At 61.5% G+C, this 23,055-nt stretch carries 23 protein-coding genes; 18 read left to right on the top strand and 5 right to left on the bottom strand.

What is annotated here, in order from left to right; translation table 11 throughout:
- The first annotated feature begins 123 nt into the window (after positions 1-123).
- From HX790_RS19460 to HX790_RS19470, 3 genes are read left to right on the top strand one after another with little or no spacing between them, the layout of a single operon-like run.
- Positions 124-582, top strand: coding sequence for a (2Fe-2S)-binding protein (locus tag HX790_RS19460; RefSeq protein WP_169987192.1), 459 nt, complete (start codon positions 124-126; stop codon positions 580-582).
- The gene (locus HX790_RS19465; RefSeq protein ID WP_176991962.1) at positions 582-2,819 is read left to right on the top strand and encodes a molybdopterin cofactor-binding domain-containing protein; all 2,238 of its coding nucleotides are present in this window, start codon (positions 582-584) and stop codon (positions 2,817-2,819) included. Before HX790_RS19460 ends, HX790_RS19465 begins: the two co-directional genes overlap by 1 nt.
- 16 nt (positions 2,820-2,835) lie before the next feature.
- Positions 2,836-4,173, top strand: a complete 1,338-nt coding sequence (locus tag HX790_RS19470) for a cytochrome c (protein WP_176991963.1) — start codon at positions 2,836-2,838, stop codon at positions 4,171-4,173.
- 145 nt (positions 4,174-4,318) lie between these two features.
- On the opposite strand, the gene HX790_RS19475 is transcribed toward HX790_RS19470, so the two are convergent.
- Together HX790_RS19475 and HX790_RS19480 are read right to left on the bottom strand one after the other, a co-directional pair.
- The gene (locus tag HX790_RS19475; protein ID WP_017137713.1) at positions 4,319-4,681 is read right to left on the bottom strand and encodes a hypothetical protein; all 363 of its coding nucleotides are present in this window, start codon (positions 4,679-4,681) and stop codon (positions 4,319-4,321) included.
- Positions 4,682-4,683: 2 nt separating this feature from the next.
- Entirely contained in the window at positions 4,684-5,673 is a 990-nt protein-coding gene (locus tag HX790_RS19480; protein WP_017137712.1) for a hypothetical protein, read from the bottom strand.
- 520 nt (positions 5,674-6,193) lie between these two features.
- On the opposite strand from HX790_RS19480, the gene HX790_RS19485 reads away from it, so the two are divergent.
- From HX790_RS19485 to HX790_RS19535, 11 genes are all read left to right on the top strand, one after another.
- A complete protein-coding gene (locus HX790_RS19485) occupies positions 6,194-6,496 on the top strand; it encodes a DUF6124 family protein (RefSeq protein WP_099547742.1) in 303 nt (100 codons plus the stop codon).
- Positions 6,497-6,792: 296 nt separating this feature from the next.
- Entirely contained in the window at positions 6,793-7,806 is a 1,014-nt protein-coding gene (locus HX790_RS19490; RefSeq protein ID WP_017137711.1) for an iron ABC transporter substrate-binding protein, read from the top strand.
- A 3-nt stretch (positions 7,807-7,809) separates the two neighbouring features.
- Positions 7,810-9,399 (top strand): iron ABC transporter permease, encoded by a 1,590-nt coding sequence (locus HX790_RS19495; protein WP_026013755.1) that lies wholly within the window; start codon positions 7,810-7,812, stop codon positions 9,397-9,399.
- The gene (locus HX790_RS19500; RefSeq protein ID WP_099547740.1) at positions 9,396-10,463 is read left to right on the top strand and encodes an ABC transporter ATP-binding protein; all 1,068 of its coding nucleotides are present in this window, start codon (positions 9,396-9,398) and stop codon (positions 10,461-10,463) included. The genes HX790_RS19495 and HX790_RS19500 overlap by 4 nt, the downstream gene beginning before the upstream one ends.
- Before the next feature lie 61 nt (positions 10,464-10,524).
- Positions 10,525-11,289: a hypothetical protein gene (locus HX790_RS19505; RefSeq protein ID WP_176991964.1), complete on the top strand. Its 765-nt coding sequence runs from the start codon at positions 10,525-10,527 to the stop codon at positions 11,287-11,289.
- A gap of 23 nt (positions 11,290-11,312) precedes the next feature.
- Positions 11,313-11,735 (top strand): hypothetical protein, encoded by a 423-nt coding sequence (locus HX790_RS19510; protein WP_017137707.1) that lies wholly within the window; start codon positions 11,313-11,315, stop codon positions 11,733-11,735.
- Positions 11,736-11,817: 82 nt separating this feature from the next.
- Entirely contained in the window at positions 11,818-12,483 is a 666-nt protein-coding gene (locus HX790_RS19515; protein ID WP_017137706.1) for a response regulator transcription factor, read from the top strand.
- Entirely contained in the window at positions 12,459-13,805 is a 1,347-nt protein-coding gene (locus tag HX790_RS19520) for an ATP-binding protein (protein ID WP_176991965.1), read from the top strand. Before HX790_RS19515 ends, HX790_RS19520 begins: the two co-directional genes overlap by 25 nt.
- Before the next feature lie 83 nt (positions 13,806-13,888).
- The gene (locus HX790_RS19525; protein WP_099547737.1) at positions 13,889-14,836 is read left to right on the top strand and encodes an ornithine cyclodeaminase family protein; all 948 of its coding nucleotides are present in this window, start codon (positions 13,889-13,891) and stop codon (positions 14,834-14,836) included.
- 21 nt (positions 14,837-14,857) lie between these two features.
- Positions 14,858-15,991, top strand: a complete 1,134-nt coding sequence (locus tag HX790_RS19530) for an FAD-binding oxidoreductase (protein ID WP_176991966.1) — start codon at positions 14,858-14,860, stop codon at positions 15,989-15,991.
- Positions 15,991-16,617, top strand: a complete 627-nt coding sequence (locus tag HX790_RS19535) for a transcriptional regulator (protein WP_017137702.1) — start codon at positions 15,991-15,993, stop codon at positions 16,615-16,617. The genes HX790_RS19530 and HX790_RS19535 overlap by 1 nt, the downstream gene beginning before the upstream one ends.
- Positions 16,618-16,757: 140 nt before the next feature.
- Here the strand turns inward: HX790_RS19535 and HX790_RS19540 are convergent, their stop codons facing one another.
- The gene (locus tag HX790_RS19540) at positions 16,758-17,534 is read right to left on the bottom strand and encodes an ABC transporter substrate-binding protein (protein WP_138450004.1); all 777 of its coding nucleotides are present in this window, start codon (positions 17,532-17,534) and stop codon (positions 16,758-16,760) included.
- Between the two features lie 387 nt (positions 17,535-17,921).
- Here HX790_RS19540 and HX790_RS19545 point away from each other — a divergent pair, with 387 nt between their 5' ends.
- From HX790_RS19545 to HX790_RS19555, 3 genes are all read left to right on the top strand, one after another.
- Complete coding sequence (locus HX790_RS19545) at positions 17,922-18,671, top strand: response regulator (RefSeq protein WP_138450006.1); 750 nt, start codon at positions 17,922-17,924, stop codon at positions 18,669-18,671.
- Positions 18,668-19,729, top strand: coding sequence for an ATP-binding protein (locus tag HX790_RS19550; protein WP_017137699.1), 1,062 nt, complete (start codon positions 18,668-18,670; stop codon positions 19,727-19,729). Before HX790_RS19545 ends, HX790_RS19550 begins: the two co-directional genes overlap by 4 nt.
- Positions 19,730-19,949: 220 nt before the next feature.
- Complete coding sequence (locus HX790_RS19555; protein WP_176991967.1) at positions 19,950-20,255, top strand: hypothetical protein; 306 nt, start codon at positions 19,950-19,952, stop codon at positions 20,253-20,255.
- A gap of 258 nt (positions 20,256-20,513) precedes the next feature.
- On the opposite strand, the gene HX790_RS19560 is transcribed toward HX790_RS19555, so the two are convergent.
- Positions 20,514-21,368: a DNA/RNA non-specific endonuclease gene (locus tag HX790_RS19560; RefSeq protein ID WP_099547733.1), complete on the bottom strand. Its 855-nt coding sequence runs from the start codon at positions 21,366-21,368 to the stop codon at positions 20,514-20,516.
- Positions 21,369-21,688: 320 nt separating this feature from the next.
- On the opposite strand from HX790_RS19560, the gene HX790_RS19565 reads away from it, so the two are divergent.
- Positions 21,689-22,585, top strand: a complete 897-nt coding sequence (locus HX790_RS19565) for a LysR family transcriptional regulator (protein WP_017137695.1) — start codon at positions 21,689-21,691, stop codon at positions 22,583-22,585.
- 105 nt (positions 22,586-22,690) lie between these two features.
- Here HX790_RS19565 and HX790_RS19570 read toward each other — a convergent pair whose 3' ends face one another.
- The gene (locus tag HX790_RS19570; RefSeq protein ID WP_017137694.1) at positions 22,691-22,990 is read right to left on the bottom strand and encodes a putative quinol monooxygenase; all 300 of its coding nucleotides are present in this window, start codon (positions 22,988-22,990) and stop codon (positions 22,691-22,693) included.
- Positions 22,991-23,055: the final 65 nt, after the last annotated feature.

Raw genomic sequence — 23,055 nt, forward strand, 5'->3', positions numbered from 1 at the left:
TGGCGGATAGATAGCCCTTGCGCCGTGGTCTAGAGTGCAACGATGGGCCACAAGTCCCACTCTTCTTATAAGGGCTCAAAAGAGCTCAGCACCACCAACCGATGATCAGCAGGTGAACCCGCCATGGAATTACGTATCAACCAAAAGACCTACCAGGTCGATGCCGACGCCGACACGCCGCTGCTGTGGGTGATCCGCGACGACCTCGGCATGACCGGCACCAAGTACGGTTGCGGCCTGGCCCAGTGCGGCGCCTGTTCGGTACTGGTAGACGGTAATGTGGTGCGCTCTTGCGTTACCCCGGTGGCAGGTGTGGTCGGCCGCGAGGTCACGACCATCGAGGCCATTGAGGACGATGCGGTGGGCAAGCACGTGGTCGCCGCCTGGGTCGAGCATCAGGTGGCGCAATGCGGTTATTGCCAGTCCGGGCAGGTGATGGCGGCCACGGCGCTGCTCAAGGACACCCCCGCGCCGACGGTCGCGCAAATCGATGCCGCGATGGTCAACCTGTGCCGCTGCGGCACCTATAACGCCATCCACACCGCCATGCAGGATCTGGCGCAGCAGAAGGAGCGCGCATGATGAATACGCGCAACGAACTGCTGGATGTGGCCCTGGGCGACCCGGTCAACCTGTCGCGCCGGCGCTTTCTGGCCAGCACCGCCGTGGGCGCGCTGGTGATTGGTTTCGGCCTGCCGCTGGGTGGCGGCCGCGCCTTCGCGGCCACCGCCAACCCTGCGGAGCGCGGCACGCAGGTGCCGGCGTTTCTCGAGATTCGCCCGGACGGCACGGTGCGCCTGCTCAGCCCCTTTATGGAAGGCGGCCAAGGCACCCACACCGCCATGGCGCAAATTGTCGGTGAAGAACTGGACGCCGACCCTGCCACCTTTGTCGTCGAAGCCGCGCCACCGGGCGATGCCTATGTGGTGATGGAAAACGGCATGCGCATCACCGGCGGCAGCATGTCGGTGCGCATGAGTTACCCGGTAATGCGCCGCCTGGGCGCCCTGGCCCGCGCCATGCTGTTGCAGGCCGGCGCCGAGCAACTGGGCGTGCCGGTCGCGCAACTGACCACCACCCCCGGCCGCGTGGTACACGCCGCCTCGGGCCGCTCGCTGGGCTACGGTGAACTCGCCAGCCGCGCCCTCGACATGCCGGTGCCTGACCCGTCCACCATCACCCTGCGCGATCCGAGCCAGTTCCGCTGGATCGGCAAGCCGGTCAAACGCCTGGATGCCTACGACAAATCCACCGGCAAGGCGCAATACAGCATCGACCTCAAGGTCGACGGCATGCTCCACGCCGCCGTGCAGCATGCGCCGCGCCTGGGCATGACCGTGGGCAGCCTGCGCAATCAGGCGCAAGTTGAGGCCATGAAAGGCGTGCACTCGGTGCATCAACTGCCTGGCGCCGTGGCCGTGGTGGCCGAGCGCTGGTGGCACGCCAAGCGTGCAGTAGAAGCTACTCAGGTCGAATGGCTGGAAGCCGCCGCTGACTCTACAGTGCGCGCCATGCCGGCAGACTTTTCCAGCGACAAATACCGTGACTTCCTCGCCGCCCAGCAAGGCCCGGCCCGCGACGAAGAAAACGAAGGCGACGTCAACGCCACGCTGGCAAACGCCAAGACCAAGGTCGAAGCCACCTACCACAACCAGTACGTCAACCATGCCCAACTGGAGCCGCCATCGGCCCTGGCGCGCTATAACCCGGACGGCACGCTGGAAGTCTGGCTGCCCAACCAGGCGCCAGACATGTTCCGCGCCGACATCGCCAAGCGCACCGGGCTGGATGTGTCAAAGATCACCTTGCATTCGCCGTTGCTGGGCGGCTTTTTCGGTCGGCATTTCCTGTACGACTCAGCCAACCCGTACCCGCAGGCCGTCGCATTGGCCAAGGCTGTGGGACGCCCGGTCAAGCTGATCTGGAGCCGCGAAGAAGAGTTCCTGCGCGATGTGCTGCGCCCGGTCGCGGTGGTCAAATTCCGCGCGGCGCTGGATGACAAAGGCTTGCCGGTGGCCATCGAAGCCGTGAGCGCCACCGAAGGCCCATCCGAAGCCATCGCCGGCAAACAGGGCGACAAAATCGACCCGACGGCTCTTGAAGGGTTGTCGGGCAAATCCTACGCGATTCCCAACAAACGCATCGCCCAGATCTACGTCAAAGGCCCGGCCATGCTCGGCTACTGGCGCTCGGTGGGCAACTCGCTGAATGACTTTTTCTACGAAGCCTTCCTCGATGAACTGGCTGACAAAGGCGGCCATGACCCGTATGAGTTGCGCCTGCACCTGCTGCGCGACAACAAACGCCTGACCACGTTGCTGCAAGCGGTGGGCGAGTTGTCCGGTGGCTGGAAACGTGGCCCGTATACCGCAGAAGACGGCAGCCGGCGCGCCCGTGGGGTGGCCATGGCCTCGCCCTTTGGCTCGCATGCGGCGGTGGTTGCCGAAGTGTCGATCGAAAACGGCCAGGTCAAGGTGCATAACATCTGGGAAGCCATCGACCCTGGCAGCATCGTCAACCCGGCGATCATCGAGGCCCAGGTCAACGGCGCCGTAGCGTTGGGCTTGTCACAAACGTTGGTGGAAGAAGCGGTGTACGTGGACGGTAAACCACGGGCGCGCAACTACGACCTTTACCCGATCCTGCCACCCTCGCGGATGGCCAAGGTGCACGTAAAGATCGTCGAGAGCGGCGAAAAGATGGGCGGTATCGGCGAGCCGCCGCTACCCGCAGTGGCGCCTGCCGTGGCCAATGCGGTGGCGCACTTGACCGGCCAGCGCATCCGCAGCCTGCCCCTGAGCCGATACACCTTCGCCTGACCGACAAGGAACGCCTATGAACAACCAACGATTGGCTAGAACCGCTGGCTGGCTGGTGCTGGCCGGCGCAGTCGCCGCCGGCCTGCTGGCCTGGTACGTCACCCGTCAACCTGCTTCGCCGTTTGAACAGGCCAACGCCACGGCTGACCCGACACTGGTCAGCCGTGGTGAATACGTCGCCCGCGTCAGTGATTGCGTGGCCTGCCACAGCCTGCCGGGCAAAGCGCCGTTTGCCGGCGGCCTGGAGATGGCCACGCCGCTGGGCGCCATTCATGCCACCAACATCACGCCCGACAAAAACGTCGGCATCGGCACCTACAGCCTGGCTGACTTCGACCGCGCCGTGCGCCACGGCGTGGCGCCGGGTGGGCGACGGCTCTACCCGGCCATGCCCTACCCGTCCTACGTGAAACTCAGCGACGACGACATGCGCGCGCTGTATGCGTTTTTCATGCAAGGCGTGCAACCGGCCAGCGAGCCGAACATCCCCAGCAGCATTCCGTGGCCACTGAACATGCGCTGGCCCATCGCGCTGTGGAACGGCGTGTTCGCGCCGACTAAAACCTATGCCGCCAAACCCGAGCAGGACGCATTGTGGAACCGTGGCGCCTATATCGTCCAAGGCCCCGGCCATTGCGGCAGTTGCCACACGCCGCGTGGGCTGGCGTTCAACGAGAAGGCATTGGACGAGTCCGGCGCGCCGTTCCTCGCCGGTGCCTTGCTCGACGGCTGGTACGCACCCAGCCTGCGCCAGGACCACAACACCGGTTTGGGCCGCTGGAGCGAGCCGGAGATTGTGCAGTTCCTCAAGACCGGGCGTAATAAACACGCAGTGGTGTATGGCTCGATGACCGAGGCGTTCAACAACTCCACGCAGTTCATGCAAGACGACGACCTGGCCGCCATTGCGCGTTACCTCAAATCACTGCCGGGCGACCCGCAGCGTGACGGTTCGCCGTGGCAATACCAGACGGCAGCGCTCGACACGAGCGCAGCGGGTGCCCACACCTATGCCACCCGCTGCGCCTCCTGCCATGGCCTGGACGGCAAAGGCCAGCCGGAGTGGATGCCACCGTTGGCCGGTGCCACCTCAGCCTTGGCCAAGGAAAGCGCCTCGGCGATCAACATCACCCTCAATGGCTCGCAACGCATCGTGACCGCCGGAATGCCGGACGCGTACCGCATGCCGGCATTCCGCGAGCAATTGTCCGACCAGGAAATCGCCCAAGTGTTGAGCTACGTGCGCGGTACATGGGGCAACAACGGCGGCGCGGTGGAGGCTGCGGCGGTGAACAAGCTGCGCGGGCATACGGACCCGGCCAGTAGTAGCCCGATTATCCTGCACATGCGCTAACAGATCGTTCCCACGCTCCCGCGTGGGAATGCAGCCGTGACGCTCCGCGTCACAGCTGCGCAAAACTTGAATGTTGTGAGCGGGACGCAGAGCGTCCCAGGCTGCATTCCCACGCAGAGCGCGGGAACGATCTGATGGCCGCAGGCTACCAGCCATACAAGAGGGTCCAGAGGATACAGCCAGCAAACCATACCATCCCAAAATGATACGGCCACACCGCCCAACGCTTGAGGGACAGGGGGACGGCCGCCACCTCTGCCTCGGTCACCTCGCCTCTTTTAATGTGAAATTTAGGCATGCCCAACAGGTCACTGATCACGAGCATGCGATGAAACCTGTCGATGTGCTTGTTTCTGCCCCAAAACCGTTTGTTGGCGCAGACCACCTCGTTTTCGCTGAAGTAGCTTTCCAGGGCTTCGAGCTTTGTGCACTCGGCGTAGAAAGTGAGTCCGCCAAAAACGAACGTCGCTATGGATAGAATGATTGCAAGGATGAGTTGAAAATCCATGCTTATGCGCCCTCTGGCTGAAAGATCAGATCACCGTCGATCTCTTCGATTTGCCCGCCCAGAAACGCACCGAAATCGCCAACTACATTGCCTACTGCAAACCCTCCCGCAGCGCCGCCGATCACTGCGCAAGCCAGGTCACCGTTTCCTTTAGCCACGACGCCCAAAAAAACCTTGCAGCCGAGACGGGCTATTTTCGCGCCCGCCTTCCCTCCGCCATAAGCGCCCCCTACGCCACCCACCAACTTCCCCGTTTCCACATACTTCGCCCGCCGACACTGCGCCTCGCGTCCCTCCACACACGCCTCCTTGATCTCCAACCCTGCCACGCCCACGTCCAGTGCCAAGCCCACATAGGTGCCCATCCCCAACCACTTCGAGGTCTGCGCAATGCTCCGCATCCGCTGCGCATACCCGGCAATCTCACCCTTGTGCAGATAGCTTTTGGTTGAAACCCCCAATATCTTTTTCAGCGCCTGATTACCTCGCAACCCCGTGCCAAATCGCGCCGCGCCTTGCAACTGGGTATCCAGCAGCCCAAACAGCGCCTGGCGCTGGCGCAAAAAAGCCTCACGCTCCAAGCCTGCGGTTTTCAGGCGCTGGTGCAGCCGCTCAATCTCTTCCAGCGTCTGCGCCACTTCGTCCAGATGCCGCGCCCACGCCGATGTTGAGCTGCCCACTCCCAACGAGCCGTACCCGAGAAGACTTTGCAGCAGGTCATAGTTGTTGACCACTTGGGTGGCGGCGCGCGCGTCCAGCTCCCGACCGATTGCCTCGGCATGGCGCACAAGCCAGGCCTCTTCCAGCGAGCAGATCACGCTGTAGGGATCGGGAATAATCACCAACTGCCCAGGCCTCACCAGCCCATGACGCAGGTGCCGGTTCAGCACATCATAATGATCGGCACGCTGCCGTCCCGGGGCATGACCCATCAACTGGTTTTTCAAGCTGATGTAGTCCGTGAGGCGGTCGTTGATATAGCCCTGCGCCATGCTTCGTATCCCTGAATGCAATGAAGATGGCGTTGGAATATAAGCAGGCGAACAGGGCTCGGACACAAGGTCGGGAAGGCTGAGTGATATTTGGGAAGTTGCCTACATCACTAGAAATTAACGCCTACAAAAATGGCCGGACTTGATAGATCGTTCCCACGCTCCCGCGTGGGAACGATCTGTGGCGAGATTAGTGGCATTTGGTCATGGTTTTTAAAGGGCCAGCAGGGCGCGTCCCTTTAAATTGCAGGACGTTTCCTAGACAATCCTTGCCGCCTTGTGCCTGTTGGAATCGATGGCTAGTCTGCGATCCGTCACTGCTTATCAGTGATCGGGTTTAGTCGCTCGGTATTCCAAAAGGTGCATGGCCCTCCATGAGGTTTTATGGTGGCTGTGCGCAGGGCGCCCTCGGGTGCGCCGGTTTTTACCTTTTGGTCCGGTCGACTAACCTGCGTACAGCCGCCACCCTACGTTTAGTCGCGAACGGTTCGGCTCCTTGAATCCAAAAGGTAGCTAAACAATGAAAAAAGTCGTCCCCGACCCACCCCGCAACACCACCAAAGACCGCGCCGCCTTCAACCGCGCCATCGACCATTACCTACCCTCCAACGGCGTTAAAATCGAAGACCTGAGCTTCGAAGACGCCCTGCTCTACACCGCCAGCTTGCTCGACAGTGCTTCAGCTACCGCACTCAATTGCGGTGATCTGCTGGCCAGTCCCCAGCGCGCGAAGATTCTGGCGGTGTGGCATTTGCTGGAGATGGCCAAGACCACCGTGGACCGATCCATCGAGTGCCTTAAACCCACAGCCCCGCCTGCCTGAACACAATAAAAACGGTGGGAGCGGCGGTGCGACGATTCGACTTGCTCGCGAATGCGGTGGGTCAGACCCAGAGATGCTGACTGAACCACTGCATCCGCGAGCAAGCCAGCTCCCACATTTGACCTGCGTCATTTAATAGGCCTCATCACATTTGTTAACCGTTTATTTGACGTTTTTTTCTCATCTGCGCCTCTACATTCGCCGCGCCTCAATATGCAAATGATTCCTATTGGTCTAGTCTCAGTCGACCCCTCACGGGCTTCCCGTGCCTACATAAAAACCGGAGCATTCAACGTATGGCTTCCCGTCTACCGTCTTTCCTCACTAAAGCCCTGCTCGCCACTGCATTGGTTGGCGCCGGGCAAGTGTATGCCGCCGAAACCGCCGGCATCGTGGTGTACAACGCCCAGCACGAAAGCCTGACCAAGGCCTGGGTTGAGGGCTTCACCGAGGAAACCGGGATTCCGGTAACCATCCGCAATGGCGACGACACCGAGATGGGCAACCAGCTCGTGCAGGAAGGTGCAGCCTCACCGGCCGACGTGTTCCTCACCGAAAACTCCCCGGCCATGGTGCTGGTGGACAACGCCGGGCTGTTCGCGCCAGTAGCGCCGAGCACGTTGGAACAAGTGGACGCCGCCTACCGCCCCGCCCACGGCAAGTGGCTGGGCATCGCCGCACGTTCGACGGTGTTCGTGTACAACCCGAGCAAACTCAAAGAAGCCGAGCTGCCAAAGTCCCTGCTGGACCTGGCCTCGCCAAGCTGGAAAGGCCGCTGGGCTGCCTCACCGGCCGGTGCCGACTTCCAGGCTATCGTCGCCGCCGTGCTGGAACTCAAAGGCGAAGCCGCCACCCTCGACTGGCTCAAGGCGATGAAAGCCAACGCGAGCATCTACCGTGGCAACAGCGCGGTGCTTAAAGCCGTCAACGCCGGCCAGGTCGACAGCGGCGTTATTTATCACTACTACAGCTTTGTCGACCAATCCAAGACCGGCGAAAACAGCAAAAACACCCAATTGCACTACTTCAAACACCAGGATCCAGGCGCCTTTGTGAGCATCTCCGGCGCCGGTGTATTGGCCTCCAGCAAGCATAAAGAAGAAGCCCAGGCCTTCTTGAAGTGGATCACCGGCAAAGACGGCCAGGCGATCCTCAAGGACGGCAACTCGTTCGAATACGCCGTGGGCCAGGGCGCACAGTCCAACCCCAAGCTGACACCGCTGGCCCAGCTGGACGCGCCGAAAGTGGACGCCTCCAAGCTCAACAGCAAAAAGGCCGTCGAACTGATGACCCAAGCCGGACTGCTCTGATTGCTGCCTGAACCTTTAGCTCCCGCCTTAACGCAGGCGCAACCGCGTAAACGCGCCCACGGTTTGTTTAAAAGCCGTGGGGGCACGTGGGTCACCAGTTTGTCAGTAGTGGTGTCGCTGCTGGCGCTGCTGCCCATTGCGTTTGTGATCGGCGTGTCCTGGCAAATCGGCTGGGCGCAGATTGAAGCGTTGGTGTGGCGTCCGCGTGTGGGTGAACTGCTGGTCAACACCGTGTTGCTGGTGGTGTTCACCCTGCCCTTGTGCGTGGTGCTGGGCATTGCGCTGGCGTGGCTGACCGAGCGCACCAACCTGCCAGGGCGCCGTGTGTGGTCGCTGCTGGCGGTTGCGCCGCTGGCGGTGCCGGCGTTTGTGCACAGTTACGCCTGGGTCAGCCTGGTGCCGTCGATGCATGGTTTGCCGGCCGGCGTGCTGGTCTCGGTGATTGCCTATTTCCCGTTTTTGTACTTGCCGGTGGCGGCGACCTTGCGCCGGCTCGACCCTGCCATTGAAGACGTGGCCGAGTCCCTGGGCCTCAAGCCCTGGGCGGTATTTTTTCGCGTGGTGCTGCCGCAGTTGCGCCTGGCGATCTGCGGCGGCGCACTGCTGGTAGGCCTGCATTTACTCGCCGAATACGGCTTGTACGCGATGATTCGTTTCGATACGTTCACCACCGCGATTTTCGATCAGTTCAAATCCACCTTTAACGGCCCTGCCGCCAATATGCTTGCGGCGGTGCTGGCGCTGTGTTGTTTGGCGATGCTCACGGCGGAATCCGCTGCACGCGGGCATGCGCGTTATGCGCGGGTCGGCTCCGGCAGCGCCCGCGAGCAACGTATTGTGAGCCTGCGCACGCGCACCACGCTGCTCGCCCTTGGCCTGCAAGGGCTGACCTGCGCGCTGGCCCTGGGTGTGCCGTTGATCACCCTGGGCAAGTGGCTGATCGCCGGTGGCCGTGAGGTCTGGCAGTTCAACGAACTGCTGCCCGCGCTGGAGCAGACCGTGCTACTGGGCGTGGCCGGTGCCGTGCTGACCACCTGTGCGGCGGTGCCGATTGCGTGGCTGTCGATTCGGGCGCCAGGGCGTTTACAGCGCATCCTGGAAAGCTGCAACTACATCACCAGCTCGTTGCCCGGCATTGTGGTGGCGCTGGCCTTGGTCACAGTGACCATTCATTTCGCCCGGCCGATCTACCAGACCACCATCACCGTGCTGCTCGCCTATTTGCTGATGTTCCTGCCACGGGCGCTGGTGAGCCTGCGCGCGGGTATCGCCCAGGCGCCGGTAGAACTGGAAAACATGGCGCGCAGCCTCGGCCGTTCGCCGGGCCGCGCCCTGTGGCTGATCACTTTGCGGCTGGCCGCGCCTGCTGCGGCTGCGGGTGCGGCGCTGGTGTTCCTGGCGATCACCAACGAGTTGACCGCCACCTTGCTGCTGGCGCCTAACGGCACGCGCACCCTGGCCACCGGTTTCTGGGCGCTGACCAGCGAAATCGACTACGCCGCTGCCGCGCCTTACGCGCTGATCATGATCCTGTTGTCACTGCCGTTAACCGGCCTTCTCTACCATCAATCCAAACGCACGGCAGGCCGATGAACGCCCTCGAACTCAACGCCCTCTGCAAGACCTTCGGCACCCAGCGTGCCCTGGCGGACGTCTCCCTGGCGGTGCCCACCGGCAGCCGCACAGTGATCGTCGGGCCTTCGGGCTCGGGCAAGACCACCTTGCTGCGCATGATCGCCGGCTTTGAATTCCCCGACACCGGCAGCCTCACGCTCAACGGCCAGGTATTGGTCGACGCCACCCACGCGGTGCCGGCCCACCAGCGCCAGATCGGCTATGTGCCGCAGGATGGCGCGCTGTTCCCGCACATGACGGTGGCCGACAATATCGGCTTTGGCCTGGCCACCCAAGGTGAAGCCCGGCACACACGCATCGCCGAACTGATGGACAGCGTGGCCCTCGACGCCAACATGGCCCGGCGCTGGCCCCATGAACTGTCTGGCGGCCAGCAGCAACGCGTGGCACTCGCCCGGGCCTTGGCCCAGCAACCCCGGTTGATGTTGCTGGATGAACCGTTTTCCGCGCTGGACACCGGCCTGCGCTCGGCCATGCGCAAAATGGTCGCGCGCCTGCTGAGCGACGCGGGCATCACCACGATCCTGGTCACCCATGATCAAAGTGAAGCGCTGTCGTTTGCCGACCAATTGGCAGTGATGCGTCAGGGGCGCCTGGTGCAGGCGGGCCACCCGATGGACCTGTACCAATACCCGGTCGATGAGCAAACCGCGTTGTTCCTCGGCGAAGCGGTGGTGATGCCCGCCCGTATTGAAGCTGGCTGGGCGCATTGCGGGCTGGGCCGTGTGCCGGTGGACAGTACGGCGGACCACGCAGCAACGCGGATCATGCTGCGCCCGGAGCAATTGCAGCTGAGTACCACCGACCTGTCGGGCTGCCGTGGTGTCGTGACCGAGCGCGAATTCGGCGGCAATACCTGCACGTTGACCGTGGTGTTGCAGCCTGCCGAGGATGAACCGGGCCAGGCGATTCTGGTGCGCAGTTCCGGCCTGCAAGCCCCGCCCACCGGCAGTGTGGTGCACCTCACGACACTCGGCACGGCGCATGTATTGAAAAAAACCCAGGCCCTCAGTCTCAGCTAAGTGTCGGGGCTTACCTTCTCCCCTGCGCCAACCACTGCGCAGTCAAGGAGAGGTAACCCCGATGAATGCCACAGCAGCCCGTTGGCTGAACAAAGTACCCGAGGTGACGCTGTCATTCTGGGTGATCAAGATACTGTCCACCACCGTGGGCGAAACCGGCGCGGATTACCTCGCCGTGGATGCAGGCTTCGGCGCCGGCTGGACCAGCTTCGGCATGGCCGCTTTGCTGGGGCTCGCGTTGTTCTGCCAACTGCGCACCAAGGCCTACACGCCGTGGATCTACTGGCTGACGGTGGTGCTGGTGAGCATCGTCGGCACGCAAATCACCGATATCCTCACCGATAAGCTCGACGTCAGCCTGTACACCAGTACGGCGATTTTTTCGGTGCTGCTCGCGCTTAACTTCATCGTCTGGTATCGCACCGAGCGCAGCCTGTCGATCCGCGACATCGTGACCCCGCGGCGCGAGTGGTTCTACTGGACCACCGTGCTGTGCACCTTCGCTTTAGGCACCGCCGCCGGTGACCTGGCCACCGAAGCCCTGGGCCTGGGCTTTACCCTCGGCGCGGTGATTTTCGCCGGTTTAATCGGCGTGATACTGCTGGCCTGGCGCCTGGGCGTCAACAGCGTGCTGACCTTCTGGATCGCCTACATCCTCACCCGCCCGTTCGGAGCCTCCCTCGGCGACCTGCTCACCCAAGCCAAGACGTATGGCGGCCTAGGCATGGGCGCCAGTTGGACCAGCGCGCTGTTCTTGTGCGTGATCGTGTTGCTGGTGGCCGTGGCGCAAATCAGCATCGGCAGCCGTAAAACCCTCATTCAATAAACTCTCACTCCAAGGAAACTGCCATGAGCAAAGTTCGCAATGTGATCCGCCATGCCGCCATTGTTTCAGCGATTTTTATGCTGGGCATCGCCACCGGTTGTTCCAAGCCGGCTGACAAACCTGCCAGCGCGGCCAACCCCACCAGCAGCCAGCGCCATATGTCGCAACTGGGTGATCTGTCGGCGTTTCGTAACATCGCGGTAGACGTTTCCGGTCTTGTCGCCAAGAACGACCTGGCAGGTGCCAAAGCCCGCATCAAAGACCTGGAAACCAGCTGGGACAGCGCTGAAGCCGGGATCAAGCCACGTGCCGCCAACGACTGGCACGTGCTCGACAAAGCCATCGACCGCGCCCTCTCGGCCCTGCGTGACGGCAACCCTAACCAGGCAGAGTGCAAAGCCTCGATGGACGACCTGCTCAAGACCTTCGACCTGATGAAGGGCTGATATCGGACAAATGCCTGCCCAGGTGCTTCAATACACACGCGGCGATCACCTCGCCGCGCGTGCTTTTTGTGCGGAGAGACTTATGCGAATACTGCTGGTCGAGGACGACCCGATGATTGGCGATGCGATCCAGCGTGCGCTCAGCGACGCGAGCTATGCCGCTGACTGGGTCAAGAATGGCCTCACCGCCCTCGCCGCCCTCGACACCCATCCCTATGACCTGGTGCTGCTCGACCTTGGCCTGCCTGGCAAGGATGGCCTCGACGTGCTGGACACGATTCGCGCACGCAACAACCCCGTACCCTTGCTGATCATCACCGCCCGCGACAGCCTCGACGACCGCCTGCGGGGCCTTGACGGCGGCGCCGATGATTACTTGCTCAAGCCCTTTGATATCCCGGAATTGCTCGCACGCATGCGTGCGGTATTACGCCGCAAAGGCGGCAGCGCTCAATCGTTGCTGGGCAATGGCGTGGTGACGCTGAACCTGCTCACCAAGCAAGCCAGTACGCAAGAACAGCATGAGGTCGCCCTTTCCAGTCGCGAATTTGCGCTGCTGCAAGCGCTGTTGATTCGTCCCGGCGCCATCCTTTCGCGCAGCGAGTTGGAAGACCGCTTGTATGGCTGGGGCAATGAGGTGGAAAGCAACGCCATCGAATTCCTGATTCACGCCTTGCGGCGCAAATTGGGCACTCACGTGATCAAGAACGTCAGGGGCATGGGATGGATGGTTTCAAAAAACGTCTGAGCGAGTCAGTGCAACTGCGCCTGTCGGTGGCGTTATCCCTCGCTATTTTGCTGGTGGCCTTGGTGGCCAGCGTGTTCACCTTTGTCTCGGCGTTTGAAGAAACCCACGAACAGCAGGACGCCACCTTGCGCCAGGTGGCGATGCTGTATGACCGCCAGCACATGACCCTGCAATACCCACAAGGCCCGGCGCTTAAAGGCGATGACGAAGAAACCCGGGTGATCATCCAGCACCTGAGTGACAGCCCAAGGGCCACGGGCACCACGGATGAAGCCTTGCCTTTGCCGTTTCCGGCCAGCCTCGCCGATGGCCTGTCCACCGTCGCCGTGGTCGGCGAAAATTTTCGCGTGCTGGTGCACACCACCGCCCGTGGTGAACGCATCGCCGTGGCCCAGGAATCCGATGCCCGCGACAAGGACGCCCGCGAAAGCGCCTGGCGCAGTTTGTTGCCGTTCCTGATTCTGTTTCCGGTGTTGTTACTGGTGGTCGGCGACTTGGTGCGCAAGTTGTTTCGCCCCATTGGCGTGCTTGCCGCAGAGATCGACCAACGGGCCGAGCAAGAACTGCACCCGATTGAAGAGCAACACCTGCCCAGCGAAGTACGCCCGTTTGTGGTCGCGATCAATCGCCTGCTGGCACGCGTCGGGCTGTCCATGGACAGCCAACGGCGCTTTGTCGCCGATGCCGCCCATGAACTGCGTTCACCGATGACCGCCCTGGCGCTGCAAGCCGACCGGCTGGCCGCCACCGAGCTGTCGCCCGTCAGCCGCGAGCGGTTTGAGCCGCTGTCACGCGGCATTCAACGCGGGCGCAAACTGATTGATCAATTGCTGAGCCTGGCGGCGGCGCAGTCGGCGTCTGAGCGGGCGCAAACCACACTGTCGGTGCATACCGTGTACCGCCAGATACTGGAAGATTTGCTGCCATTGGCCGAGAGTAAACAGATCGATATAGGCGTTGAAAGCACCCAGGATGTGCAGGTGACGTTCAACGAATTGGACCTGTTTACGCTGGTGAAAAACCTGGTGGATAACGCCATTCGCTACACCCCGCCGGGTGGGCGTATCGACCTGTCGGTTGCGCTGACTGCCGACGGCGCTCAACTGCAAATCAAAGATTCCGGCCCCGGCATTACGCTAGAGGAACAGGCGCGCGTGTTCGATCCGTTCTATCGCAGCCTGGGCACCGACGAGGCCGGCTCCGGGCTTGGACTCTCGATCGTCAAGGTGATTGCCGATCGCACAGGCGCACGGGTGCAACTCGCGTTTACTGACGCCATTGCGCAACGGGGCTTGTGTGTCACGGTGTGGCTGGCGAAGTAACGTGCAGTTTTTTCTGACGTGGATATTGCCCAACAGAACTAAAAGTCCATAATGGACAAATTAGTTTATCTGCGGAGATTGCCATGTCCAGCACGCCCCTTGTCATGAATCAGGCCCAGGCCCGTGAATTGCTCGCCCAGGTCGATGTGCCCCACATTCTGCACAAGCTGTTCCGCGACCTGGCGGCCGGGCTGGCGGTGCAGCCGGCGCAGCAGCTGGTGGAGTTCCCGCATGGGGCCGGCGACTTTATCAACTACCTGGGCGTGCTGGCCGATGAGGGCGTTTATGGCGTCAAGACGTCGCCCTACATCGTGCGCGAGCAAGGCCCACTGGTGACGGCCTGGACGTTGTTGATGTCGATGCACAGCGGCCAGCCGCTGATGCTGTGTGATGCGGCCGAGCTGACCACCGCGCGCACCGCTGCCACCACTGCATTGGCGGTGGACGTGCTGGCGCCTGCTGCCGCGCGGCGCCTGGCGATTATCGGCAGTGGCAAGGTGGCGCAAGCGCACCTGCACTACGTGCGCAACCTGCGCGACTGGCAGCAGATTCGCCTGTATTCACCGAGCCTGGGCCACGCCAGCGTCGACACCCTCGCCCACCTCAAAGGCCTGGACCCGCGCCTGACCCTGGCCGACAGCTGTGACAGCGCCGTGGAAGACGCCGATGTGATCCTGCTGTGTACCTCATCGGCCGGCCCGGTGCTCAACCCGGCGCGTTTGCGCAAGCCAGCGCTGATCACCTCCATCAGCACCAATGCGCCACGCGCCCATGAAGTGCCACCCGCCAGCCTGCACGCCATGCATGTGTTCTGCGACTATCGCCAGACCACGCCGGGCGCGGCCGGTGAGATGCTGATCGCCGCCGAGCAACACGCTTGGGACAAGCGCGCCGTGATCGGCGACCTGCCGGAGTTGCTCAGTGATATGGCGCAGCGCCCGGACTATGACCGCCACGTGTTTTTCCGCTCGATCGGCCTGGGCCTGGAAGACGTCGCACTGGCCAATGCCCTGTACCAAACCCAGCGCTAACCATTGTTTAAGGAGATGTTTATGAGCCATGCAGACTTCATCATCATCGGCGGCGGCATTGCCGGTGCATCCACCGGGTTCTGGTTGTCGCAGCATGGCAAAGTATTGGTGCTGGAGCGCGAAAGTCACCCGGCCTATCACTCCACCGGGCGCTCGGCGGCGCTCTACACCGCGGCTTATGGCACACCGCAAGTGCGCGCGTTGACCCTGGCCAGCCGTGCATTTTTTGATAACCCGCCGGCAGGCTTCTGTGAGCACCCGTTGCTGACGCCACGCGGGGAGATCACCGTGGATTTCAGCGGCGACCCGGCGGAACTGGAGCGTCAATACCAGAGCGCCAAGGCCACGGTGGCGCAGGTGGAACGGCTGAGTGTCGATGAGGCGTGCGCACGCTTGCCGATTTTGCGTCGTGAAAAAGTCCACGGCGCCATCTTCGACCCGACCGCCAGCGACATCGACACCGATGCCCTGCACCAAGGCTATTTGCGCGGTATCCGCCGCCACCACGGCGAAGTGCGTACCGACAGCCATGTGCTGGGCCTGAGCCGTGACGCCGACGGCCTGTGGCAGGTGCGCACCCAGGACGCGACCTACACCGCGCCGATCATCATCAACGCTGCCGGTGCCTGGGCCGATCAGATCGGCGGCCTCGCTGGCGCGGCGTCCATCGGTCTGCAGCCCAAACGGCGCTCGGCGTTTATCTTCGCCGGGCCAGAGGGTGTCGACACGCATGGGTGGCCGATGCTGGTGGCCCTCGACGAAGCCTTTTACATGAAGCCTGACGCGGGCATGTTCCTCGGCTCACCGGCCAACGCCGACCCGGTCGAACCCCAGGATGTACAGCCCGAAGAGCTGGACATTGCCATGGGCATCTACCAGATCGAAGAAGCCACCACCTTGACCATCCGCCGCCCTACCCGCACCTGGGCCGGGCTGCGCAGTTTTGTACCTGATGGTGATTTGCTCGCGGGCTTCGACCCGCAGGTGCCAGGGCTGTTCTGGGTCGCGGCGCAGGGCGGTTATGGCATCCAGACTTCACCGGCCATGGGCCAGGCCAGCGCGGCGCTGGTACGCGGCGCACCGTTGCCGGAGCCGCTGACGCGGTTTGGCCTGGACGCTGGTATGCTCTCGCCCGTCCGCCTGGAGCCGCATTGATGAGCATTGCTGAACAAGAAAACGTTGTGCAGAACTTTCGGGCGATCGCCGATGCGATCGCCACGCTGTTCTTTCCCCACGCCGAAGTGGTGCTGCATGACTTGCGCACGCAAAAGGTCGATTACATCGCCAACAACCTGTCGAAACGCGCCATTGGTGACGACTCCTCCCTGGAGGACATGCTCAGCGATGACATCCGCGAAGTGAATATCGGCCCGTACGAAAAGCTCAACTGGGATGGTCAGAAAATCCGCAGCCTGAGCACGGTGCTGCATGACCACAAAGGTCGTCGGCTGGCAGTGCTGTGCATCAACCTGAATATCTCGTTGTTCGAAAACGCCAAGGCGGCGCTGGACCTGTTCCTGTCACCGAGCAAGCTGATCCCACAGCCGGATTCACTGTTTCGTGATGACTGGCAGGAGCGCATCAACACCTTCTTGCATGCCTGGATGCGTGAACGTCAGTTGAGCCTGAACCTGCTGACCCGCGACCATAAGCGTGAGCTGGTGCTGGCATTGCATGCCGAGGGCGCGTTCAAGGGCAAGAGCGCGTCGAACTACGTGGCGAATGTGCTGGGGATGGGCCGGGCGACGGTGTACAAGCACCTTAAGGAATTGAAGGGCTGAACGATCATTCATCAACTGTGGGAGCTGGCTTGCCTGCGATGGCATCAACTCGGTATTCCTGATGTACCGAGGTGTCTGCATCGCAGGCAAGCCAGCTCCCACATGTGACCGAGTATGGCTCTACTGTTGCTGTTTCACGCTCAGTCGCCGTAGATATCGGACTTGAAATACTGCTGTGAAATCTTCTGATACTCGCCATTCGCGCGGATGCCGTCGATGGCCGTATTCAGCTCACTGACCAGTTCGGTATTGCCCTTGCGCACTGCGATCCCGGCGCCCTCGCCCACGTATTTGGGGTCCTTGAGTTCCGGCCCGACGAAGGCGTAGCCCTTGCCGCGTGGCATCGACAAAAAGTCACTCAACGGGATGGTGTCGGCAAAAATCGCATCCAGGCGCCCCGCCGCCAAATCCATGTAGATCTCTTCGTTATTGCTGTAGCGCTTGACGTTGATGCCCTTGGGCTCGAACACCTCGGTGGCATAGCGGTCGGTGGTGGTGGCGCGCTGCACGCCAATGGTCTTGCCCTTGAGGCTGGCGTACTGGTCATCCACCACCGCGCCGTCCTTCATCACCAGGCGCGAGGAAGTGAAGTAATACTTGTGGGTGAAATCCACCGATTTCTTGCGGTCTTCGTTGATGGTCATGGATGACAGGGCCAGGTCGATTTTCTTCACTTTAAGCGAAGGGATCAGGCCGTCGAATTCACCTTCCACCCACACGCACTTGACCTTCATCTGCGCGCACAAGGCATTACCGATGTCGTAGTCGAACCCGACGATCTTGCCGTCCTGGGTCTTGGAGGCGAACGGTGGGTAGGCCGCCTCAATGCCGATACGCAAGGTTTTCTCAGCGGCCAGCACATGGCTTGAAGCAAACAGGCCCAGGGCCAGTGCAGCGATCAGCGCGGGTTTCTTCATGGTCGTTATCTCGCAAGTTGTTGTTGGTTTGGCAAGCGTGAAGAAAGAGAGGCATAGGCTTTTTGTACTTATAATTCCATATTGGACTTTTAGGTATTATCCGTCAATCCATCCCGCCTCCTACGCGCTCGGGCACAAATTAGTGCCCGCCTCCATCGTTTCTCCACAAAACCTCCCATGAATGCGCACGTTGGTTGCGCACACTTGCGTTCACCGTTGCGTAGATTTACCAGGAGAACACGATGATTCCTGCTCTGGAGGTCAGCACCCTCACCCAGAAGCTATGATCACTACTGGCAAACGTGGCCATGGACCGGCAGCCACGATAAGGCAGATAAGCACGAGCGCAGGGATGCACAGGCTCGCCGCGTATTCACCGAGCAGACCATGACTGATTTCCCCGTTGCATCGATGCCCCGCCCGGACTGCGTCAGAGAACCCCAGGCCCTCGTGCTGATTGCCGAAGATGAGCCGCAAATCGCCGACATTCTGGAGGCTTACCTCAAACGCAGCGGCTTTCGCACCGCCCACGCGCGTGACGGCCAACAGGCGCTGGACATGCACCTGGCGCTCAAGCCGGAGCTGATGTTGCTGGACGTGCTGATGCCCCACGTGGATGGCTGGCAAGTGCTCGCGCAAGTGCGCCAACGCGGCCATACGCCGGTGATCATGCTGACCGCGCAAGACCAGGACATGGACAAGCTCATGGGCCTGCGCATCGGCGCCGACGACTATATCGTCAAGCCGTTCAACCCCGCCGAAGTGGTGGCGCGCACCCAGGCGGTACTGCGCCGCTCCATCGCTTATCGCGACCGCGCCTGCCCCACGGTGCTGCGGGTGGACGCGTTTGAAATTGACCTGGAAAGCTACGAAGCCACGGTGACGCTGGTCGGCCGCCGAGTGCCGCTGGCCTTGACCGTCACCGAATTCAGGCTGCTGGCGCAACTGGCCAAGGCACCGAAACGGGTGTTCACCCGCGCCGAGCTGTTGGCCCAGTGTTCACCGGAAAGCGACAGCCTGGAGCGCACGGTCGACAGCCATATCAGCAAACTGCGGCGCAAGCTCGAAGACCTCGGCGTGCAGGGTGTGCCCACCAGTATCCGTGGCGTCGGCTATCGGTTCGGGAGCATGGTGTGAAAGGGCTCAATGGCCTGAGCCGCCAGATCATCTTGTCGATGTGCGCCGTGGTGCTGTGCGTGATCGCCCTGGCGGTGATCGGCTCGTATATTTTTTACGCATTGCTGTGGACCTACTGGCCGCTCACCGACGCCGAAGTGGATGCCTGGCTGCCGGCCAAGGCTGAATGGGTGTGGATGGGCCTGACCACGTGTGTGAGCCTGGCGGTGGGCTCGATTGTGGCGCTGAAACTGTCGCGGCGAATCCTGATGCCGCTCAACTCCGTGGCCGAGAACCTGCGCAAACTGGCCGACGGCGACCTGGACGTACAGGCCGTTGCCGGTGACCAGTCGATCGGCGAAGCGGCGATCCTGGTCAATGACTTCAACAGCATGGCCAAACGCTTGCAGCGCATGGCGCAGGAGCAAGCGTTCTGGAATGCCGCCATTGCGCATGAACTGCGCACACCCCTGACTATTCTGCGCGGGCGCCTGCAAGGGTTGGCCGAGGGTGTATTCGAACCCGACACCGCACAGTTCTACAGCCTGCTGGGCCAGGTCGAAGGCTTGACGCGCTTGATCGAGGATTTGCGCGTGGTGGGCCTGGCCGACAGTGGCTACCTGGAACTCAACCTGCAAGAAGCCGACCTGGCGACAGGCATCGAAGACGATGTACGGTTGTTCGAACCGAGCCTGGTGGCCGCAGGTTTTGTGCTGCAACTGGACCTGCAACGCCGCACGATGCGCTGCGACCCGGCGCGCATTCGCCAGGCCTTGCTGGCCCTGCTGGATAACATTCGGCGGCACGCGACACCGGGCAATGTCATCGTCCACCTGAGCACCCGCGACGGCTTCAACTACCTGCGCGTGCGCGACGACGGCCCCGGCATCGACGAAGGTTTTGCCGCGCGCCTGTTTGACGCCTTCCAACGCGGTGAAAACTCCCGCTCACGCGCCCAGGGCGGCAGTGGCCTGGGCCTGGCCGTGGTGCGCGCTATCGCCCTCGCCCATGGCGGCGCCGTGACCTGCCGCCGCATGGAAAACGGCGGCACGCTGTTTGAACTCAGTTGGCACGTTTGATTGAGCGAGGCACGGCGATGCGTATGTTTTTTTCGGTGTTTAAGCGCCCGCCCCGTTATCGGCACTTTGCTTTATTGGACGCAAAGCAGGTGTGTATTGCGTTTAAAAGCTGCCGCACAAAACCTGTCGGCGAGCATTGGATAGAAGTCGAACGGGTCAACCTGTCTTGGCTGGGAACCACGCTCCCAGGCTGCGCGCGTACCGTTGAGGGAGGGTAAACATGAGCAATGACATTTCCCGACTCGAAGCCTCGTTAAGGCTGCACACGGCCCGTTTGAAAAGGTTGCAGCGTTTCTGGGTGCCGCTGCAACGGCGTGCCCCGAAGTGGGTGCTGGGGTTGTGGATTGCAGGCATCTTCATATCGCTGGCCACCCAATGTTACGAGCACTGGCTGGTGACCGCACCGATGATCTGCGCATTGATCATGGTGGAGATTATCGTCGATGAGCGGCAAATGACGCTGTTATTGCGCGTCGACCAGATGCGTGACCTGCTCAGAGAAGCACGCAACCGCTATCTATGTTGATAAGCGCAGGTTGCTGGCGAGCCCTTGCGCAATCATCGTAGTCAATTTTGATCAGCAGATTCTTCAGGTCCGTGAACTACGCCTGGACTATGTGAAGGCCGAGCGAAGCTGACAGTAAAGGCCAGTATCTGCACCGGTAACCTGTGGCGAGGGCGCTTGCTCCCGGTGGACTGTGCAGCAGTCCCTTTTTTCAGGGCCGCTTCGCAGCCCAGCGGGAGCAAGCTCACTCGCCACAGAAGTGATACGGATCCTTAACTATTACAACGCTTGCTTGCACCCAATGCGCCCCGGCAACTGCCCTTGCCTGGCCTTCAACGCGGCCTGCACCGCCTGCGGCAGATCACTCCAGAACGTCAGCCCGGAGCGCTCTTCGATTTGACTCACGGGCACCTGGTAATCGCAGAAGTTCGCGCCTTTGGGCGTTTCCTGGTTCATGACGAACGAGGCGTACATTCCGCCTTCAGGCGAGCTGCCGACAAAGATGATTTTCCAGTAGCCACTGGGAATGGTGTGCACCTTGTTCGTACCCGGCAGCGTGCCGACAAAATGCTCATACAGCGGCCCGGTGGCGACATACACCGCGTCGATCCCCGCCTGCTTGCTCAGGTTGCGCTCCTGGTCTTCCAGGTGCGCCCACGGCCCCTGGTTGAGGTCGGACTTCTGCGGGGTGATGTTCGACAGGTAATTGAGGCTTTGCCAATCGGCTACCCCCGCCATCGAGGCGAGGTTGGCCTGATGGCCACGGTCGACTTTGAGCGCGACATTGGCGCCGTTGTAATCCACCGGGTCGAGGGTTTCGCCGGCCGGAATGTCCGGGTCGGTCTGCCAGTCGCGCGAGCGGCCGCTGGCGGGGGTGGTCTTGGTGATTTTGTATGACACCCAGTTGGCAAACTTGGTCGAGCCATTATTGTTCAGGGTGTACGCCTGGCGGTTCAGCGTCAGTGGGCTGCCACCGCTGGGGCAGCCGACCGAGCAGTTGTCGAACTGCCAGGCCTGTTGGGGCTGGGCTTGCGGTGTGACGGCCGACTCACGGGTTCTGTCCGGTGTGGTACAAGCGGCAACCAGCGGGATCAACAGAAACGCGAGGTGTTTGGACTTCATACTTCCATGCATGGTGTAGCTCCTTGGGATGATTCAATGACAGAAGGTCTGTCGGCGGCTGCGATCCATCGCAAGCCGACATAAACATTAAACCACTTAAACGTTTCAAATTGCGTACAGGTTTCAGTGGGCGCTAAAAAAACCGATCACGCCGCGCGAGCCCACATTCAGATCGCGTTACATCAGGTGGCTGCTCTGCTTTTTATCCGTTGGTGAGGATCACTTCAATGCAGGTGATTGGACACGCAGGCCTTACAATGAGAGGGTCTGCTGCGGGTGCAGGCACGGGCACTTATCCTGACCGCTCACTTATTCCCAGGCTGGGGCTTTAAATGGACATCAAGCAACTCAAATTCCTGATCGCGCTGGAGCAGACCCGGCACTTCGGCCAGGCGGCTGCGCGCTGCCATATCACCCAGCCGACCCTGTCGATGCGCCTGCGCAATCTGGAGGATGAGCTGGGCCTGGAGCTGGTCACCCGTGGCCAGCGCTTCGAAGGCTTCACCCAGGCCGGCGAACGCGTGTTGGCCTGGGCCAGAACCCTGCTCGCCGCCCATGACGGTTTGTTTGCCGAAGCGGCGGCGTGTCGCGGGCAGTTAGTGGGTAGCCTGCGCCTGGGGCTGGTACCGCTCAGCGGGTTCAACTCGATCAGCTACATCCAAGGTCTGTCCCAGACGTTTCCAGAGCTCAAATTCAGCCTGTCGTCCATGAGTTCGGACAAGATCATCGAAGCCCTGGGCACCAATCAACTGGATTTGGGTGTGTGCTACCTGGACCACGTAAACCCCAATTACCTGGAGGTTTTTGAACTGGGCGAAACCCGCGTCGGCCTGCTGTACGACACGCGCCACTTCCAGTTCGAAGGCACCGAAATGAGTTGGGAAGATGCCGCGCAGTTGCCCCTGGGGATGATCAGCAACGGCATGCATTATCGAAAATCCATTGACCTGAGTTTCCGCAGCCGTGGCCTCGACCCGCAGCCCATTCTCGAAAGCGACTCGACCTATCAGTTGTTCCAGGCGATCCACGAAGGTTTTTGCTGCGCGATCATGCCGCTGGACAGTGGCATGGAAAACCCGATCGAGAACCTCGCCTTTATCAACTTGCCGGACGCCAGCGTGCTCGCGCCACTGGGGTTGGTGATGCGCAAGACCGAACCGCGCTCGGCCATCGCCGAGAAGTGTTTTGCACACGCCAAACAGATGTTTGCCGGCAACGGCACGCACTGATCTGCAGCGCGAAAGGACGAACACTCTGACTGTGGCAAGCCTGCTTGCCACAGGTTCAGCGTCGCACCACCGTTATGTCGATAACGGTGCAAGATGACGAATGGCTCAGTTCGACACTTGCTCAAGGAAAATCAGCTGCAGCGGCTCGCTAAGCAAGTCGTCGGCCGTGGCTGCAAATTGCTTGAAGTACGGCGTGGCAAAATGCGCATCGAGGGCCGCCTGGTCCTTGAACGACTCACGCATGTAGAAGGTGCCGGGGGCGTCGCGCAGCTCAAACAGCACATAGTCGAGGTTACCGGGCTCGGTGCGCGTTGGCGCAACCAGGGCCAGCAGGCCGTGTTTGAGTGCCTGCTGTTTGCCAGGTTTGGCTTTGAGTACGGCGATGGAAACCAAGGGTTTTGACACAGGGGTCGCTCCGTCAGGGGAATGGCTCGCACAACCTGCAATCAACAGCGCAAGCAGCGTCACAC

This window comes from Pseudomonas sp. IPO3747 (genome assembly GCF_013385245.1).
Classification (GTDB): Bacteria; Pseudomonadota; Gammaproteobacteria; order Pseudomonadales; family Pseudomonadaceae; genus Aquipseudomonas; species Aquipseudomonas edaphica.